This is a genomic window from Pedobacter superstes (genome assembly GCF_037622515.1).
Lineage (GTDB): Bacteria > Bacteroidota > Bacteroidia > Sphingobacteriales > Sphingobacteriaceae > Paradesertivirga > Paradesertivirga superstes.
Genome location: NZ_JBBJCN010000007.1, coordinates 73,583 through 86,632, shown reverse-complemented (window position 1 = coordinate 86,632; position 13,050 = coordinate 73,583). Strand labels below are relative to the sequence as shown.

At 38.6% G+C, this 13,050-nt stretch carries 16 protein-coding genes; 7 read left to right on the top strand and 9 right to left on the bottom strand.

Going from position 1 to position 13,050, the window contains the following annotated elements; genetic code table 11:
* Positions 1-95 precede the first annotated feature (95 nt).
* Together WG906_RS16840 and WG906_RS16835 are read left to right on the top strand one after the other, a co-directional pair.
* Entirely contained in the window at positions 96-824 is a 729-nt protein-coding gene (locus WG906_RS16840) for a YebC/PmpR family DNA-binding transcriptional regulator (RefSeq protein WP_339994010.1), read from the top strand.
* A 29-nt stretch (positions 825-853) separates the two neighbouring features.
* The gene (locus tag WG906_RS16835) at positions 854-1,825 is read left to right on the top strand and encodes a hypothetical protein (RefSeq protein WP_339994009.1); all 972 of its coding nucleotides are present in this window, start codon (positions 854-856) and stop codon (positions 1,823-1,825) included.
* A gap of 99 nt (positions 1,826-1,924) precedes the next feature.
* Here the strand turns inward: WG906_RS16835 and ahcY are convergent, their stop codons facing one another.
* Positions 1,925-3,241 (bottom strand): adenosylhomocysteinase, encoded by a 1,317-nt coding sequence (gene ahcY / locus WG906_RS16830; RefSeq protein ID WP_339994008.1) that lies wholly within the window; start codon positions 3,239-3,241, stop codon positions 1,925-1,927.
* A 193-nt stretch (positions 3,242-3,434) separates the two neighbouring features.
* Here ahcY and WG906_RS16825 point away from each other — a divergent pair, with 193 nt between their 5' ends.
* Positions 3,435-3,845, top strand: a complete 411-nt coding sequence (locus tag WG906_RS16825) for a BrxA/BrxB family bacilliredoxin (RefSeq protein ID WP_339994007.1) — start codon at positions 3,435-3,437, stop codon at positions 3,843-3,845.
* Positions 3,846-3,950: 105 nt separating this feature from the next.
* Here WG906_RS16825 and cdaA read toward each other — a convergent pair whose 3' ends face one another.
* Positions 3,951-4,742, bottom strand: a complete 792-nt coding sequence (gene cdaA / locus WG906_RS16820) for a diadenylate cyclase CdaA (protein WP_339994006.1) — start codon at positions 4,740-4,742, stop codon at positions 3,951-3,953.
* 17 nt (positions 4,743-4,759) lie between these two features.
* Positions 4,760-5,704: a dihydropteroate synthase gene (gene folP, locus WG906_RS16815; RefSeq protein WP_339994005.1), complete on the bottom strand. Its 945-nt coding sequence runs from the start codon at positions 5,702-5,704 to the stop codon at positions 4,760-4,762.
* A 51-nt stretch (positions 5,705-5,755) separates the two neighbouring features.
* Here folP and WG906_RS16810 point away from each other — a divergent pair, with 51 nt between their 5' ends.
* From WG906_RS16810 to WG906_RS16795, 4 genes are read left to right on the top strand one after another with little or no spacing between them, the layout of a single operon-like run.
* Complete coding sequence (locus tag WG906_RS16810; RefSeq protein WP_339994004.1) at positions 5,756-6,298, top strand: DUF1599 domain-containing protein; 543 nt, start codon at positions 5,756-5,758, stop codon at positions 6,296-6,298.
* Positions 6,298-7,452 (top strand): BT_3928 family protein, encoded by a 1,155-nt coding sequence (locus tag WG906_RS16805; RefSeq protein WP_339994003.1) that lies wholly within the window; start codon positions 6,298-6,300, stop codon positions 7,450-7,452. Before WG906_RS16810 ends, WG906_RS16805 begins: the two co-directional genes overlap by 1 nt.
* Entirely contained in the window at positions 7,389-7,898 is a 510-nt protein-coding gene (locus WG906_RS16800; RefSeq protein ID WP_339994002.1) for a DinB family protein, read from the top strand. The genes WG906_RS16805 and WG906_RS16800 overlap by 64 nt, the downstream gene beginning before the upstream one ends.
* Positions 7,895-8,410: a shikimate kinase gene (locus WG906_RS16795; RefSeq protein ID WP_339994001.1), complete on the top strand. Its 516-nt coding sequence runs from the start codon at positions 7,895-7,897 to the stop codon at positions 8,408-8,410. Before WG906_RS16800 ends, WG906_RS16795 begins: the two co-directional genes overlap by 4 nt.
* Here WG906_RS16795 and WG906_RS16790 read toward each other — a convergent pair.
* The 6 genes from WG906_RS16790 to pheS all read right to left on the bottom strand — a co-directional run bounded on the left by WG906_RS16790 (position 8,398) and on the right by pheS (position 12,925).
* Entirely contained in the window at positions 8,398-8,904 is a 507-nt protein-coding gene (locus tag WG906_RS16790) for a phosphoribosyltransferase family protein (RefSeq protein ID WP_339994000.1), read from the bottom strand. The genes WG906_RS16795 and WG906_RS16790 overlap by 13 nt on opposite strands.
* 35 nt (positions 8,905-8,939) lie before the next feature.
* Complete coding sequence (locus WG906_RS16785; protein ID WP_339993999.1) at positions 8,940-9,335, bottom strand: hypothetical protein; 396 nt, start codon at positions 9,333-9,335, stop codon at positions 8,940-8,942.
* A gap of 6 nt (positions 9,336-9,341) precedes the next feature.
* On the bottom strand, positions 9,342-10,781 hold the full coding sequence (rlmD, locus tag WG906_RS16780) for a 23S rRNA (uracil(1939)-C(5))-methyltransferase RlmD (protein WP_339993998.1): 1,440 nt from the start codon (positions 10,779-10,781) through the stop codon (positions 9,342-9,344).
* A gap of 118 nt (positions 10,782-10,899) precedes the next feature.
* A complete protein-coding gene (locus WG906_RS16775; RefSeq protein WP_339993997.1) occupies positions 10,900-11,475 on the bottom strand; it encodes a TetR/AcrR family transcriptional regulator in 576 nt (191 codons plus the stop codon).
* Positions 11,465-11,887, bottom strand: a complete 423-nt coding sequence (locus tag WG906_RS16770; protein ID WP_339993996.1) for a Rieske (2Fe-2S) protein — start codon at positions 11,885-11,887, stop codon at positions 11,465-11,467. Before WG906_RS16770 ends, WG906_RS16775 begins: the two co-directional genes overlap by 11 nt.
* Before the next feature lie 3 nt (positions 11,888-11,890).
* Entirely contained in the window at positions 11,891-12,925 is a 1,035-nt protein-coding gene (gene pheS / locus WG906_RS16765; protein WP_339993995.1) for a phenylalanine--tRNA ligase subunit alpha, read from the bottom strand.
* Between the last annotated feature and the right edge of the window lie 125 nt (positions 12,926-13,050).

The window sequence follows — 13,050 nt, the reverse complement described above, 5'->3', positions numbered from 1 at the left end:
TGTAGAATTTTGCCATGTTTAAAATCAGGAGGATTAACCTCAAATCATTCTGTTTTAATTTTTACTTTTGCCTTTTAATTTTTTACTTTTTATAAATGGGAAGAGCATTCGAATTCCGTAAAGAAAGAAAATTTAAGCGCTGGGCCAAAATGGCAGTGCAGTTCACCCGCTTAGGGAAAGAAATTGTAATGGCTGTAAAATCGGGCGGACCAAACCCCGAAACAAACTCACGCTTACGCACCGCTATTCAAAATTCCAAGGCAGTAAATATGCCCAAGGATCGTGTGGATGCGGCGATAAAAAGAGCTTCAAACAAAGACGATTCGAATTATGAGGAAATTGTTTACGAAGGATATGCACAGCATGGTGTTGCCGTCTTAATTGAAACAGCTACCGACAATACGAACAGAACAGTGGCCAACGTGCGCAGTTACTTTAATAAAACTGGCGGAACTTTAGGTAAAACCGGCTCTCTTGATTTCATTTTTAACCGCAAAGCAGTTTTCAGATTCACTCCTCCTGAAGATCTCGATATAGAAGAATTAGAGTTCGAACTGATCGATGCAGGATTAGAAGATCTTTACATTGAGGCGGATGAAGAAGGAAATGATATCGGCGTAATCCATACAGCATTCGAAGATTTCGGGAAAATGCAAAAAGCATTAGAAGAAAAAGGATTTGAAATGAAAAGTGCTAAATTAGAAAGAATTGCGCTTTCCCATACCGATGTTACCGAAGAGCAGGCTGCTGATGTTTTCAAGTTAATTGATAAATTAGAAGAAGACGATGACGTGCAGGCAGTTTATCATAACATGGCGGAATAGCTGATTTACGATGAAAATAATATGCAATAATGACCTTTGAAGAATTTTTCACAAAGAAAAGAATAGACCTGGTTCAGCTTGAAAAAGCTGAACCGGTGCTTTATAGCGAATTCAAAAGCCATTTTGCCGCAATGGGTGAAAAGAGTTTTGACCACACAAAGAAATTCTGGTTTAATAAGTTACGAGGACTTTATCATCTGGCTCATCCTGAAAAAGCAATTCCGAAGGTTGAAGAAGCTATTGCCGCACAGGCGGAACCTTTAAGCTCTCCTACCATCGAACAAAGGCCCTTCACACCACGGTTTAAAAGTGCAAACATCAGCAAAACGGAGCCTTCCGAAGAGGCCCTAGAAACAAAACCGGCTGCTAAACCTGCCTTCAGATCAAGAAACATCCCCGTTAAGGAATCTGAAGAGGGCCAGAATGCTCCGCAAGAAAATTCAGAGAATATTCCACCTATAACAAAACCGGCTTTTAGGCCCAGAAATATTCCTGTAAAACAATCTCCGGCAGAGGGTGAAGACGCCAAAACTGAAAGCCCACCGATAAAAAAACCAGGTTTTAAGCCTGTAAATGTCAAACCTGCATCTGAAGAAAATGCGAGTGATTCTAATAAAACAGGCAGCCCTCCAGACCTCTCAAAGCCATCTGAAACTTCAACTATTAATAAGGGAGACCAACAAGAACTTGCCAAGGAAGGATATAAACCTAAGTTCAGGCTTAAAAACACTAAAAATCCCTCTTCTGCAGAAGAGGAAAGTGCTGGTTCAATAAAAAAAGAAATACCAGAATCTGAAGATTTCACTGTACCTTTTGTGGAACCAGGTATCGAAAGGAAGATTTCTTCTTCTACTGACCAAAAAACTCCCGAACAGGAAATACAGGATAATAATATAGACTTGAGGGGGACTGACGACACAAGTCAGGACGAAAAACCCAAGCCAGCTTATAAGCCAAAATTCAATCTGAAGAATATTAAAAAGCCTAACGCGGACCAATAAGTCTTTTAGCTTAATATTATTGGTATGAAAAGGCTCTAAATAAAAAGGCCTATAAAGCTTTAAAACTTTATAGGCCTAACTTATTGCCGAGGCAAAATCTTAATATCTGTAAGCTTCTGGTTTAAAAGGACCTTCGACATTTACACCGATATAATCAGCCTGATGCTGATCAAGTACATCAAGTTCTACACCAATTTTTGCAAGATGTAAACGGGCAACTTTCTCATCTAAATGCTTAGGAAGCGTATAAACTTTATTCTCGTATTTACCGGGATTCATCCAAAGCTCCAATTGCGCTAAAGTTTGGTTAGTAAACGAGTTAGACATTACAAATGACGGGTGACCAGTTGCGCAACCAAGGTTTACCAAACGACCTTCTGCTAATACAATGATATCTTTACCATCGATTGTATATTTATCAACCTGAGGTTTGATTTCGATTTTTGAATGTCCGTAATTAGTATTTAACCAGGCCATATCGATTTCATTATCAAAGTGACCGATATTACATACGATAGCTTTGTCTTTCATTACTTTGAAATGTTCAGCACGAACGATATCGCAGTTTCCCGTTGTAGTAACAATGATATCAGCTTCTAAAACTGCAGTTGCGAATTTCTTCACCTCATAACCTTCCATTGCTGCCTGTAAAGCGCAGATAGGATCGATTTCAGTAACGATTACACGTACACCTTGAGAGCTCAATGATTCTGCAGAACCTTTTCCTACATCACCATAACCGCAGACAACGGCAACTTTACCAGCCATCATGATATCAGTAGCACGACGAATGGCGTCAACTAAGGACTCGCGGCAACCGTATTTATTATCGAATTTTGATTTAGTAACCGAATCGTTAACGTTAATTGCAGGTAAATGCAATGTTCCGTTTTTCATACGCTCGTATAAACGGTGAACTCCGGTTGTCGTTTCTTCTGATAAACCTTTGATTTCTGCGATAAGTTCAGGGAACCTGTCGAATACCATATTGGTTAAATCACCACCATCATCCAAGATCATGTTTAATGGTTTGCGATCCTCGCCAAAGAATAAAGTTTGTTCTATACACCAGTCAAACTCTTCTTCATTCAGACCTTTCCAGGCATAAACCTGAATACCTGCAGCAGCAATTGCAGCAGCTGCGTGATCCTGAGTTGAAAAAATGTTACAAGATGACCAGGTAACTTCAGCGCCCAAAGCAACAAGTGTTTCAATAAGTACAGCAGTTTGAATAGTCATGTGCAGGCATCCTGCGATACGAGCACCTTTAAGAGGCTGTGCCGCGCCAAACTCTTCGCGAAGAGCCATTAAGCCGGGCATTTCTGCCTCTGCAAGTCCGATTTCTTTGCGACCCCATTCTGCCAGGGAAATATCCTTTACTTTGTAAGGAATGTAAGTTGTCTCTACTGATGACATAGTTTGTTTTTTTTAAATGTTTACAAAAGTACACCATCCGCCAATGAATATCAAACATTTATAAACTTAAGACATCCAACAAATAAATGTGACAAAGTATTGATATGCTAATTTTTACCTTTGCTGCGTTAGCATTATTTTTGCACCGTATATTAATCGTTATTCAATTCAATAATCCGTAAATAAAAAGAAAATGTATCCAGAATATTTAGTTGCCCCAATGCGGGAAGATCTAACCAAAGTTGGCTTTGAAGATTTAAAAACTGCAGAAGAAGTAGATGCTGCGATTGCAGGTGAAGGAACCGTTTTTGTTGTGGTAAATTCGGTTTGCGGATGCGCAGCTGCAAATGCACGCCCTGCGGCAAAAATCGCCTCACAACACCCTAAACATCCTGGAAAACTAATAACAGTTTTTGCAGGTGTAGAAAAAGCAGCTGTTGATCAGGCCAGAAGTCATATGCTGCCTTATCCTCCGTCATCTCCGTCTATGGCTTTATTTAAAGATGGCAAGCTGGTTCATATTATTGAACGTCATCAGATAGAAGGCAGACCTGCACAAATGATTGCTGATAATCTGATTGGCGCTTTTGAACAGTATTGTTAAAAAGTAATTACACAGATTAGGGAGGGGCTGAATCATGAGATTTAGCCTCTTTTTTTTCCATCTTTATTCCCTGTCTCTTGATTCTTAACTCTTGCTTCTATTTTCTCAAATATCTTTATTAAGCAACCTTTCCAAATCAATCAGGGAAACATTCATTCTAACTCTCCCCTGCCGGGCATAAGATATTTCCCCCGTTTCTTCCGAAATAATAACAGCCACTGCATCGCTCATTTCTGATATCCCGATTCCAGCTCTGTGACGCAAGCCAAATTGTGGCGGAAGCTTTTCATTATCTGTTAAAGGGAGAATAGAACTTGCCGATTTTATACGTCCTTCTGATATTACAACGGCCCCGTCATGCAATGGACTATATTTTTGAAAGATACTTTCCAGTAACCGCTTCGAAATGGCAGCGTTCAGAGTCTCACCGCTATTTTGAAAGTATTGCTCGTCAAAATATTTGGCAAAAACAATCAATGCGCCGGTTTTGCTGCTCTTCATACTTTTACATGCCTCAATAACAGGCCTGATATATATGAAATTTGCTTTCTCTAATTCCTTTTTACCGAGAAAAAAATTCTTCCAGATTTTGGTTTGCTGCAAAGAGGCATTCTTACCTATCAATAATAAAAAACGCCTAATCTCCTGCTGAAATACTATTATTAACGCCAGGACTCCTACGCTTACGAAACCGCCCATAATCTGAGTTAATAAGCGCATTTCCAGCTGTTTAACGGCGATAAAAAAAAGATAAATTATTACCAGTCCGAGGAGGATATTCAACGCAATTGTGCCGCGAAGCAAATTATAGATGTAATAAATAATAATAGCTACACAAAGGATATCGACTAAATCTAAAAGCCTTAAATGCAGGAAACTAATATCAAACCCCTCCATGCGTTGAAAATAACAATTTATAATGATTTATTAACCAATTTTATTGGATGCCTTTTAATATTCTCACGAAGCATTTTCTGAGTTAAAATGACCGCTTCAACCGCAGGTTTTACATCATGAACCCGCAAAATATCAGCGCCCTTCATCAACGCAATTGTATTTAAAACCGTGGTACCATTTAATGCATCTCTGTTATCAATATCGAGCACCTTCCAAATCATTGACTTCCGCGATAAACCTGCCAATACCAGTCCGCCAAGTGTTTTAAACAACTCAAATTTACTCAATAGCGCATAATTATGATCAATAGTTTTGGCGAAGCCAAATCCCGGGTCGAGTATGTAATCGTTAATTCCGGCTTCTTTTATCTGTTGAATTTTACCGAAAAGATATCGGGCAACATCAGTAACAACATCATCATATTCGGCCAATTGTTTCATTGTTTGAGGAGTTCCTTTCATATGCATAAAAATGTATGGAACTTTTAATCGTGAGACTGTTTCTATCATCTTTTTATCTAACTCCCCTGCCGAAATATCATTTACAATATGTGCTCCTTCTGAAACTGCAGCTTCAGCAATTTTGGCCCGGAACGTATCTGCAGATAAAATCGCTTGTGGAAACTCTTTGGCTATTGCCCTTAATGCTGGGAGCAGCCGGTTCATCTCTTCGCTCTCAGAAATATCGGCCGCTCCAGGTCGCGACGAATAAGCGCCGATATCCAGAAAACAAGCCCCTTCCGATAACATTTTTTCGGCCGTTTGCAGAACGTGGTCAACAGAGGTCATGCGACTTCCATCGAAAAAAGAATCCGGAGTTATGTTTAAAATCCCCATCACTTTTGGAGTTTCAAAGTCTATTAACCGCCCTCCAACATTCAGAGTTTTCTTTTCAAACCCTGTTGAAGCATCAATTCTAAAAGACAAATTATTCTGATGAAATTCTGTATTTTTATCCGCCATTTAAAAGGCAAAATACAGCTTTATTCATCTTACAATCAAATAATTTAAGCTTTGATCAATAATACAGCAGAAGAATACGATGCGGTTATAAAAATTTGCAAAGACCTCTTCATAAAAAAAACTAAAGATTACGGGACAGCATGGCGTATTCTTCGCCCGGGCTCAATAACAGACCAGATTTTCATAAAAGCTCAGCGCATCCGCACCCTGGAGGAAAAAAAAATCTCTAAAGTTGGGGAAGATATTATTTCTGAGTATATCGGGATTATTAACTACTGCATCATTGCAATGATGCAATTAGAGCTTAATAATAACGCACCTTTTGAGCTTCCTTTAGAACAAGTTGAAATCGAATTCAGTAACAAAGCGAATGAAACTAAAGAATTGATGTTTGCAAAAAATCACGATTATGGCGAAGCATGGCGGGATATGCGCATCAGCTCTTTAACAGATTTGATATTAATGAAAATCCTTCGTGTAAAACAAATTGAAGATAACCGGGGCCAAACACTTGCTTCGGAAGGAGTTAAAGCTAACTATCAGGACATGCTCAATTATGCTGCATTTGCCTTAATTAAACTTGGAGTTAAGTAATGAAGAAATCTCTAGTAAATTTTTCAAGAGTATTTGTTGGTATACTTTTCATCTTTTCCGGATTAATTAAAGCCAATGACCCCCTTGGATTTGGATATAAACTCGAAGAGTACTTTGAAGTATTTCATATAAGCTTCTTAAATAACTTCGCAGTAGCCATTGCGATAATTATTTGCACCTTAGAGATCATCCTTGGGGCTGCACTTTTATTAGGAATACGGGCGCGGCAGACAAGTATAGGCCTCCTGGTGTTGATTATTTTCTTCACCTTTTTAACGTTTTATTCTGCTGCATTTGATGTTGTCAGAAGCTGTGGATGCTTTGGAGATGCAATTCCTTTAACGCCATGGCAATCTTTCACAAAAGACCTCATCCTTTTGTTTTTCATCGTCATAATTTATCTGAACAAAGACACAATCAGGCCTGTTTTCAGCTCTAAAGTCACCGAGAACAGAGCTCTTCCTCTAATTTCTGTTTTGGCCCTGGGCTTTGGCTTGTACACATACAACTTTCTTCCTGTAAAAGATTTCCTTCCTTATCATAAGGGCGCTAACCTGCCCGAAAACATGAAAATTCCTGCTGGCGCTCCACTGGATGAATATGAAGTCACTTACAATTTAAAAAATAAAAAGTCCGGAGAAACAAAAGAGATGACCGACAAGGAATATTTAAAGACTGAAATATGGAAAGATGCTAATTGGGAGATAAAAGGCACACCCGCAACCAAACTTGTAAAGAAGGGCTTTGAACCTAAAATAAAAGATCTAAAAATTGTTGATAGTCAGGGTACGGATTACACTGCAGAAATAATTGAAAATCCTTATTATAACCTGGTAATTGTTGCCGAAAACCTAAGCAAAACAAATGTGAATGCAATAGGTGACTTAAATGCTTTAGCTATTAATTGTGCGGAAAACTATAATACCCGCAGTGTATTGCTAACTGCTGCCTCGCCCGAGACCATGGAAGTCTTTAAAAAGCAAAATAAATTGGTGATGGAGGTTTTCAATGCTGATGGAGTTCCATTAAAAAGTATGGTAAGATCTAATCCCGGATTACTCTTGCTTAAAGATGGCGTTGTTATAAATAAATGGCATTTTCACGCCCTCCCCTCCTATCAGGAATTGGAAGAAAAGTATTTCAGCAACAAATAATCAGAATGTTTAAAGAATTTATAAAGTATACTGAAGTGTCTGATGCAAGAATCATAAGCACTTTTTCAAGCTCTAAAAAGAACCTTCCGGAGGCTGAATTTTTATTCAGTCATGTTCTGAATGCTCAACATATCTGGACTTGCAGGATCAAAGGAACGTTGCCCTTCTACCAGCGCTTTCAAATACATACGAAGCAATCTTTTCAGTCTCTGCATACCGAAAATATTGAGAATCTATATGCCCTTCTGGATACAGATCTGGAGAGAATAGTAAAATACTCTAACACTGAAGGCGGTTATTTTGAAAGTAAAATTTCGGACATACTATTTCATTTAGTTAATCATTCAACCTACCACCGGGCTCAAATTGCAATGAACTTCAGGCTAAATGGCATACAGCCACCGGTTACCGATTTCATTACTTTAAAGCGGGAAAACCTGTTATGAAAATATTTTTAATCGGGTTTATGGGTTCCGGCAAAAGCACTTTAGGTAAAAAGCTTGCTTTAAAATTAGGCTACACGTTTATTGATATAGATAAGGTAATTGAGAACCAAATTAACATGTCTATTTCAGAATATTTTCAGAAGAATGGTGAAGACTCTTTCAGGGAACTTGAAAGCTCAATTTTGAAAACTCTTGAGCTTCCGGAAAACACCATTATCGCCACTGGCGGCGGAGCTCCCTGCTTCTATGATAACTTACAATGGATGAATGAAAATGGCACCACCATCTATCTTTCGCTATCCCCAAATGCTTTGGCTAAGAGATTAGAAAGCGCTACTGAACAGCGACCTGTGCTTCAAAATCTGAAAGGAGATAAGCTTGAACAATTTATTGCTGAAAAGTTACAGCTACGTGAAAAGTTTTATACGCAGGCAGAAGTAATTGTAAAAGGCTTTGATCAAACTCCGGAAAAGGTTATAGAAATTCTTAAAAAAGCAAATTATCTTAAATAAACTGCGTCCTCTCCCGATTCATTTAATACCACATCCACGTGTTCCTTAATAACTGTAGCCAGGTCGAGTCCTGTAAAATCTGGCGAAACCGGAAATATCCGATGGCTGCGATTTACAAGAACTGCTGTTCTGAGCTTTTTTAAAGGAATATTTAAAAATACGCCCAAACCATAGGCCAGAGTTCTGCCGCTATTTAATACATCATCGGTAAGGACCACAACTTTATTGGCACAATCTTCAATAGGCACATCGCTAAAAGCCTGCAAATGCGAAATATTCTTATCTAAAGAAATTCTCATCAGAACTACTTTGATTCCGGAAATTCTTTCGAGTTCTTTTTGTAAGCGCTCAGCAAGGGCATAACCACAGTCAATGATACCTGCAATTACAAGCTCTGTTTCATCGAGGTTGTCTTCCCATATCTGGTAAGCCATCCGGGTTACTTTCTGCTGAATCTGCTTTTTATCAAGGATCAGAATTTTTTTATCAGACATTCTTTAGATTAATTTTGCCGCAAGCGTTATAGATTTTAAATATAAGGATAAAACACAAAGTTCGCCCCTTCAGGTACAATTACGAATAAACACATAAACTCGTTAGGGTTTTTATATTGCTTTATAAAACGATCCTTTTTATCCTTGTGAATGACGCCTTTTTCAATAAATTCTTCAAGCATAGATGCCTGAACGGACCAGGAGGTATTTAACTCATTTCTATCAAGAATAAGCTCGCCTAAAGCCACTTCATGCTGGTGTGCCACGAAAATCGGGTATTCCGACAAACCTTCAACCAGTATCTCGGTTGATATCTCCTTGATCGAATCACTATAAAGTTTCAAATCTGCTTCGAGGCTTTTAAGCGGGCTATTTTTTTGAGGTTCTGCCCCCTCACCTTCCGGCTGATTGATAAGATCTTTAATTTCCATTTCTCTTTATTCTGAAGGGTTTTCCAATTCCAATAAAACCACGTTCTCAACATGTTGTGTATGCGGGAACATATCTACCGGACGGATCCGTGTTACAGTATATTTCTCTTTCAACAACGCAATATCTCTGGCCTGGGTTGCAGCATTACAGCTTACATAGACAACCTTGGGGGCCTCAATTTCAAGAATTCTTGCAACAACATCCGCATGCATACCCGCTCTTGGCGGATCGGTTATGATCACATCCGGCTTTCCGTGTTCCAAAACAAAATCAGGGGTTAGAACATCTTTCATATCTCCTGCAAAAAACTTTGTATTATCAATAGAATTAAGGCCCGAATTAATTTCAGCATCCTCAATGGCAGTTGGAACGTATTCTACACCAATAACTTCTTTAACATGTCTGGCAACGAAATTTGCAATTGTACCAGCACCTGTATATAAATCATAAACCAATTCATCGCCCTTAAAGGTCGCAAATTCACGGGTAATTAAATATAACTGATGAGCCTGCAAGGAATTAGTCTGATAGAAAGACTTCGGACCAATCTTGAATTTAAGATCTTCATTACCGGCCATATCCGGCATTTGTTCAAAAATAAAATCACGTCCGTTAAACACGTGGATATCCTGGTCGAATATTGTATCGTTTCGCTTTTGATTTATGATGTAAAGTAAAGAAGTTATTTGAGGGAAACGATCCCTAACAAAAGCCATGGTTTTCTGCACGTCTTCTTCTGAAACATATGCAAATATTACAATCACCATTAACTCTCCGGTTGTGGAAGTTCTGATAATCAGATTTCGTAAAGCACCTTCATGATTCCTTAGATCATAAAAGCTAATTCTCTCTTGTAAAGCGAAATCTTTTATGGCATTTCTGATCTCATTTGATGGATCAGTCTGAAGATAACATACATCGATATCCAGAATTTTATCAAAACGCAAAGGCACATGAAAACCTAAAGCATTCATTTCTCTTCCTTCCTGCTCATCCGCCATATCTCCGTCGGTTAGCCAGCGTTTATTCGAGAATGTAAACTCCAGCTTATTGCGGTAATAACGGGTTTCAAACGAAGCCAAAATCGGCTCTGCAGAAGATATATCGACCTTTGCTAATCTCTCGAGGGCATCGAACACACTTTTTTGTTTGAATTGGAGCTGAGCATCATAGGTCATGTGTTGCCATTTACAGCCGCCACAAACGCCAAAGTGAGGGCAAAAAGGTTCTGTTCTGTACTCTGATGGTTTAATCAGGGCAGTAACTTTCGCTTCAGCAAAATTCTTTTTCTTTTTATACAGCTCAACATCTACAATATCGCCGGGAACAGCCTTTTCAATAAAAAGAACCAGGTCTTCAGATTTGCCGACACCTTTACCACCTTCTGCAATATCCGTTACCAGGATGTTTTCAATACGCTTCTTCTCTGCGGGAATTCTTTTCATGTGGGGGGCAAAAATAAATAAATTGTACGGGAAGTATTAGAAGTATATAAAGTTTGAGCAACGCAGACAGCGTTTGAAAGGCTGTCTGCGTCAAATAGTATTGAGCCTGTCCGAGATATTAAATAGCCGCTTTTACCAGATATGGCAAAATCTCTTTTTGAAAACTGACAAAATGCTTTCGTACGTCTGAATCGCTTACTGATGTAAATGCAAATGAAAAGACGATAGCCTTACTCGATTTAATAAGGAAACGCAACTTCTCAGCGTAATGCTCATCCCCCTTAAAAAGATGAGTTTCACGGTACGATTGGATAAGAAACACTTCTAAATCATCAGATAAAAGCTTCAAAAATCCCTGGGCATTTGTAGACTCACGAATAAAGTCCCAACCGATAAATTCATTACAAATGGTATATGAAAGCCGGCTTGTCTCCAGAATCAGATTGCTGAGGTATGCTTCTTTATCAGTCTCTTCGGCGCCTTTTTCAATGATCTCGTTTACGCTTATTCTGATAAAATCCATCAAAATAAAATGTAGTAATACTTCTTTACTTTCGAAATATTTGTAAAGGGTCGCCTTAGCTATTTTGGCTCTCTTGGCAATTTCATTAACGCTGGTTTTATGATAACCATATTTTCTGAAAAGATCCTGGGCAGCTTTTAAAATACTTTCCTTTATCTTGTCAATTTCCATAATCATTGGTTACCATTATCTGAAAAGATGTAGTTTGTACCCGGTATTCTTTTAATGACCTAACTGCAGGCGACTTTGCGGGTGAACCATCCATCAGAAAATATTTAGCTCCACTACAAGGGTCAGTCACTGTAAAACTCTCATCAGCTATTACAGCACATTTCTTCTCGGGCTCAACCGAGCTGCATCTATCATATGCCTTATACGTATTATTGGACGTCCTATAAATTATTAAGCCGGCGACACCGTGCCCGCTTACTAATAAAACACCGTTTGTGTTATTTTGATCAAACTCCAGCTTAGTAATATCATACTGGACATACACCTCCGGAATCCGGTTGCCATCATCCTTGGTACAGGAAATCAATGAAGTTAAAAAGAATAAACTTATTAAAATGCGGCCTATTTTCATTGGTCAGATTAATTCAGACTGAAATTGCTTAAGAAAGCGAATGTCGTTCTCTGAGAATAAACGTAAATCCTTTATCTGATATTTTAAATTAGTGATCCGTTCTATTCCCATACCGAATGCGAAACCAGTAAATTTTGCTCCGTCAATTCCACAATTTTCCAGCACATTCGGATCAACCATACCACAACCAAGGATCTCTACCCAACCACTGTGTTTACACATTGTACATCCCGCCCCTTTGCAAATAGTGCAGGAAATGTCCATTTCGGCGGACGGCTCAGTAAAAGGGAAATATGAAGGCCTGAAACGCACCTTTGTTCCCTCACCAAATAACTCCTGTACAAAGTAAAATAAGGTTTGCTTTAAATCAGCAAATGAAACATTTTCGTCAACATATAAGCCCTCAACCTGGTGAAAAAAGCAATGCGCGCGTGCAGAAATAGCCTCATTACGATAAACTCTGCCCGGCATCAAAGCGCGGAATGGCGGCTTGCCATTTTCCATCATCCTTACCTGTACCGATGATGTATGAGTACGCAAGGCGATATCTCCTTTTTCAGCATCTTTTTTGATAAAAAAAGTATCCTGCATATCGCGGGCTGGATGTTCAGGGGGGAAATTCAACGCAGAGAAATTATGCCAGTCATCTTCAATTTCAGGTCCTTCTGCAACCGTAAACCCTAGTTTTTTAAAAATTTCAAGTATTTCCTTTCTTACAAGCGATAGGGGATGACGCGAACCAATTTCAAAACCTTCACCATGAAGTGAAGCATCTATGTTTGTCTCTTTGTTTGTAACCTGAGAGTCTAAATTCTCTTTAAAAGACTGGTAAGTTTGTTCTGCCAGAATTTTAAATTCATTCAGCACTTTTCCTAAACTTCGTTTTTCTTCCGGAGAGACAGATTTAAATTCATCAAAAATATCTTTAATAATACCTTTAGACCCTAAAAACCGTATCCTGAAAGCTTCAAGTTCATCAGAACTATTTGGCTGAAAGCTTCTTATCTCCCCTGTATATGAATTTATTTTTTCCTGCATGGTACTAATTGATACTCCAGACTATTCGAAAATCTTTGGATAAACCCGACAATATCTTAAACTAATTGTCAAAAACTGATGAATATGCGCGAAAATAATAAAAATACACGATTGCTTACATCCCT